The sequence below is a fragment of the Massilia genomosp. 1 genome (assembly GCF_011682185.1).
Taxonomy (GTDB): domain Bacteria; phylum Pseudomonadota; class Gammaproteobacteria; order Burkholderiales; family Burkholderiaceae_D; genus Telluria_A; species Telluria_A rubra.
In genome coordinates, this window is the sequence record NZ_WHJF01000192.1 from 1 (window position 1) to 5,137 (window position 5,137).

Annotated in this window: 4 protein-coding genes and 2 pseudogenes; 5 read left to right on the forward strand and 1 reads right to left on the reverse strand. The window is 44.3% G+C overall.

Annotated features, from left to right (window positions below):
• Positions 1-103 precede the first annotated feature (103 nt).
• A pseudogene (locus tag F1735_RS32365) lies at positions 104-565 on the reverse strand (recombinase family protein); the annotation flags it as partial.
• A 167-nt stretch (positions 566-732) separates the two neighbouring features.
• Here F1735_RS32365 and F1735_RS32370 point away from each other — a divergent pair.
• The 5 genes and pseudogenes from F1735_RS32370 to F1735_RS32390 all read left to right on the forward strand — a co-directional run.
• Entirely contained in the window at positions 733-1,188 is a 456-nt protein-coding gene (locus F1735_RS32370; RefSeq protein ID WP_167240970.1) for a hypothetical protein, read from the forward strand.
• Positions 1,189-1,621: 433 nt separating this feature from the next.
• Positions 1,622-2,179: a DNA cytosine methyltransferase gene (locus F1735_RS32375; RefSeq protein WP_167240972.1), complete on the forward strand. Its 558-nt coding sequence runs from the start codon at positions 1,622-1,624 to the stop codon at positions 2,177-2,179.
• Positions 2,180-2,503: 324 nt separating this feature from the next.
• Complete coding sequence (locus F1735_RS32380) at positions 2,504-3,787, forward strand: DNA cytosine methyltransferase (RefSeq protein WP_167240974.1); 1,284 nt, start codon at positions 2,504-2,506, stop codon at positions 3,785-3,787.
• On the forward strand, positions 3,691-4,560 hold the full coding sequence (locus F1735_RS32385; RefSeq protein ID WP_167240976.1) for a Bpu10I family restriction endonuclease: 870 nt from the start codon (positions 3,691-3,693) through the stop codon (positions 4,558-4,560). The genes F1735_RS32380 and F1735_RS32385 overlap by 97 nt, the downstream gene beginning before the upstream one ends.
• A gap of 174 nt (positions 4,561-4,734) precedes the next feature.
• Positions 4,735-5,016, forward strand: a pseudogene (locus tag F1735_RS32390) (transposase); the annotation flags it as partial.
• Between the last annotated feature and the right edge of the window lie 121 nt (positions 5,017-5,137).

The following is a 5,137-nucleotide window of genomic DNA, read 5'->3' on the forward strand; positions in this document are numbered from 1 at the left end:
GAGATTAGCCATGATTCCGCCGCCGTAACCGATCAGATTTCCTCCGATATCACGAAAAAGCGATGAAAAATCGTGCTCTCCTGATGTCGGCCAGTTCGGAAAAATCGTTTTGCAATTGGCTCGTTAGCGCTGATGGGCGACCCAAAACCTTTTCTTCGGAGCGGGCGCGAGCGATGCCAGCCTGGGTGCGTTCGATCAGTAGGTCGCGTTCGAATTCAGCAACCGCGCTAAACACGCTCATCGTCATCTTTCCAGCAGCACTGGTTAGATCCACGCCACCGAGCGCCAAGCAATGTACCCGGATTGTATCCGCCGCTAGCCGCTCTACTGTGGCACGCACGTCCATGGCGTTACGGCCCAGCCTGTCGAGCTTAGTAACGATGAGCACATGGAAAGGCTCCAGACGGTCAAGCAACCGGGCGAACTGTGGACGTTCAGCGGCAGCGACGCTTCCACTTATGCTTTCGCACACGATCCAGCGTACGTTGACGGCAAAGCCAGCAGATTCGATCTCGTGAATCTGGTAGTCCGTGTACTGATCAACCGTGCTAACCCTTGCATAAATGAAAGTACGAGACTATAAAACGTTGGGCTATTTTTCGTACATCCAAATCCTGCCCTGTACGTAACCGATCATTTTCGTACAGGCCAAAAGGACACAATTTTCCTATATCCTAAATATCTACCATATGGTAAGATTGGTTTCTTATGTATATTCTAAGGATTGATGCGATGAACAGCGCCATCCCTTTACGCAAAGCACGATATCTCCTCGGCCTCACAACGGCCGAGGCCGGGCAATATGTCCATGTCACCCGCAAAACATGGGAGGCATGGGAGGCCAAAGAGGCTAATGGCCTAGCGGTACCTCCGGCAGCGATGGAGCTATTTTTTTCAAAACTCGATGCGTTGGCACGGCGTCTTGTGGACGGTCGTCAATATGATTCGCAACGTGAAATGGTTGTGGTATTTCGCAGGGATAAAGGCACCGGCGGTGATGTGCCGATAGATGTGGTGTCAACAGACGGCTACTTGGGCAACGACCAGGATGCTTTGGGCTACCACATAATAAAATCTTTAGCAGTTGATCGTGCAGGTAAGCCGTACGTCCATCGAATGCGTTACGAGGATGCGCATAATCAACATGTTCTCAACTTCTGCCGTCGACATACCTCTGTCGCAAATTAAATAGCCTGTTTGCCGGTGTTGACGAATGATAATCATAATTGCAGAAAATGCGAGAATGATCGACAGGTAAGGGCTATTTCTTAAGCCAACTAAACTAGAACTTTCGAGATGTTTATATTGAGCATTGCCGTTTTAAAGAAGTGAATTGATTTCAATTGAAACAAAAGAGGTAGTCAGATGGGTAATCTACAAAGTACCATAAATCTAATTAAGAATCTTCAAGAGAAATACAATGAGTTTACCTTTCATATTTAAAAAGATAAAGTATACATCGACGACGATACTACAAACAATCTAGTAGCAATTTCCGTCGAGGATAAATTTTTCATCGACCCCTTTTCTTTGGATTGTGGTCGATTCGAAGTTAGCCCGATGAAAAAGTATCGAATAGACGCAACGCTCGCTCAAAAAATTGTCGACCATAATTTCTTTCTTGGAGGATCTGCCGAAAATTTGTGCAAACCCGAATAATTTGATAGAATGTGGCCTGTTTTTTGCAAAATTTAATAATGAAGACGTAAAAAATATGCCAGTAGCGGTTTCTTTGTTTTTCGGCTGTGGAGGCTCAGACGCGGGAGTAACAGCCTCCGGCTTTAATCTTGCGATGGCTACTGATCTATTGCCTTATGCAAGAGACGTCTATATGGCAAGTCATGCTGAGACTGATTATCGTGTTGGTGATGTCAAAAATCATAAATTTTCCGGCTGCGGAATTATTGGTCAAATGCTACTCATGTCAAGGCGTAGCCAAGGTGGAGTACGTGATCCCGCTAGAAAAATTAATAAACTTTACCTTGAGTTTGCGCCTGCTTTAACATCAATTCGTCCAGAAGGGTTTATCGTTGAGAACGTATCTGGGATCGTTCGTTCTAATTTTTCTCATTTGCTAGAAGATCAGTTCCGCGTTTCCATTATCAAGTTGTGTTTGGTTAACGGTTTTAGAGCCTTCACAATTTTAATGAAACTCATGCTGTTTAATTATCGACCATAAATCGAAATTTTAATGTTTGGACTATTATGCAAGTACAACTGACTTCCTTGTCGCCCGTGTCCTATATGATCGCCAAGGAAGGAGAGCTTTTGACTATTCAACACCGACCACCCCGACCTAATGAGTATCGGGAAAAAATTGGCGCGGCCGCTGAGTGTTATTTGGTATTCAAAGGTAAGACCAAACTTGGGATGATACCAAAAAAATTCACGATGGATCACCCCGAATTCTTAACTAGAAAGAGTTGTCGAATCATAAAAATTGATCAGTCAAAGTCGGTTTTTGTTGTGGAACTAAAAGAAATTTTAGCGTCAAGAGGAAGTGATGAAATTCAGAGTACTTGATACCTTTGCCGGGGCTGGAGGATTTAGCCTTGGTTTCCAATTGGCTGGAGCCGATTTGGTTGGAGCGATAGAGATAGATAGTTGGGCCTGCGACACTTTTAGGTACAATCATCCAGAAGCAAAGGTAATTCAGTCAGATATTACTAGCTTGACTGATGAGGAAATTCTTTTCCACTTTGGAAATGATAGGCCGAATGTGGTACTCGGTGGCCCTCCGTGCCAAGGATTTTCTATTTGCAATAAGAATAACGGGGATCCCAAAGACCCCCGAAATTCATTATTTGAGGAATTTATTAGGGTAGGCCGTCTCTTGGATCCTGAGGTTATGATCATGGAAAATGTGCCCAATTTAATAAAAGCAAAAACTGAGTCTGGCGAGTTGGTCGTTGACATTATCGTCAACGAGTTGAAAAAAATTGGGTATTTTGTTAAATACAAAATCCTTGAAGCGACAGATTATGGTGTTCCACAAATTAGAAAGCGACTGGTAGTAATCGCAACAAAGAAAGAAATTTCCGACCCGTTTCCCCCTAAAACACATGTTATAGGTGAACAGTCCGACTTTTTGAGAGTTGGAATGCCAAAATGTCCGACATTATGGGAAGCCATTTCTGATCTACCAGAAATAGAGGCGCGTCAGGGGTCCGAAGTCCAACCATATACGAAGCCGCCTGAAAATCAATATCAGAAAACTTTGAGGGGTAAGAGTAGTCAGGTTCATAATCATAAAGCTATGAATCACTCGTCCCGGTTAGTGGAGCGATTTGCTTCTATGGTTTGGGGACAATCTACATCGGATGTTCCAGATCACCTGAAACCATTAAAACGAAATAGCACCGAGATGTCGGATAAGGTTTACGATCAAAATAATCGTCGTATGTTCCCGCATAAGCCATGTCACACGATTGCGGCGTCGTTCTACGCTAATTTTGTTCATCCTCACAAAAATCGAAATTTTACTGCACGTGAGGGTGCCCGTATTCAATCGTTTCCAGACACCTATGTGTTCCTAGGTAAGCCTACAGTAGTAAGTAAAAAACTATTGGGCCGTGAAGGTAGAACGGATGAGTCATACTTGTGCCAATATAATCAAATTGGCAATGCAGTTCCACCGCTAATGGCGAATGCCATAGCGGAACACTTATTAAAATGTATAGAGGATGTTGCATGCTTGTCCACGGAAACAATCTTGAGCAAAAAGAAAATCACAAAACAAAATATCTTAGTGGAGTATCAAAAAAATACCTTGCAGAAATCCGCATAAGATATGAAAAATGGCGGGCAGATAATGAAGCTCTTCAAGGTCCGTTTTGCAAGGTTAGCGATAAAGATTCTGAAATATTGACGGAGCGTGTAAAACTTCTGAACGAGTATAAGGATTTTTTGGATCAACGGCATTATGCCGAGGAATTTGACTCCCGTTCGAATTTGCATTCATCGGCTCTTGAAGAATTCATGTTCTATTTGTTTAAGGATATGGTGCGTGGAATTTCTATGTCTGCACTTATCGGAAAATCACATTCTTTTAAAGACGTTTTTTTTCGTGCGCCATCTTATAAGGAGATGATACGAACTGCGCATGCTTTAGTAGAAATCAAGGACCATGATTTTGCCATTGGAGCAAGCGTTAAAGCGTCAATACTTACTAATGGCTCAGATACTCCTGAGCTACATGATTGGGACATTCCTGCGATTGCAATTGAATGTAAGACATATCTAGACAAAACAATGTTGCAGGATGTATCTACTGCGGCTGAACAGCTTAAATATAAAAACCCAAATGCGATGTATATTGTAGTCGCAGAATGGTTAAAGCTCTCGGAATCTGTCAACCTTAAAAAGTTTAAAATTGACCAAATTTATATCCTAAGAAAGCAAAAAAATACAGACAGAGAGTTTCGATACAGCGACGATTATGAGAAAAATCCAATCTACCCTGATGTAGTCGAACATCTCTTCTATTCTGTGAGGGAGTTTTTGAATTCGGATTGGGAAGGTGGAATTGCACACGGTATTGATAAAGGATTTTTAATCTAAGCAGAAGTGTCGCAATGACCGGCCAGGCAAGAAGCGATTTATACTGTTTATAGGCTTTGTTGCACAAATAAGCACGTTCAACGATCGAGCGTGGGCACGGGGTAAACTGACGGCATGACTGCCCCTGCAAAACCAAAGTACTGAACGACCAATTGGAAAGACTACAACACGGGGCTGAAGGCGCGCGGCTCGCTGCTCATTTGGCTGGACAAGGACATGTGCTGGCACGACAGTGCCAGCGGCAAGCGGGGCCGGCGCCCGAAGTACAGCGAGGCGGCGATCCAGTTCTGCCTGACCATCAAGGGCCTGTTCAATCTGGCCCTACCCCCGGCAATGGGCATGGCGCAAAGCCGGCTCAAGCTCGCTGGCCTGGACTGGCAGATGCCTGCCTTCAGCACCGTTAGCCGTCGCCAGAAGCATCTATCGGTGACGATCGAAGCGCAGCCGACTGTAAGCGATCCATCAACCCCAGACTGTTCAGGAAGTCACGCCGCTGGTTAAATCGGGGGTATGCAAATCCTTCATATTCCACGGCAGCAGCGCCGCTACATCATCCACGGTTTTCGCCGCCGGCAAG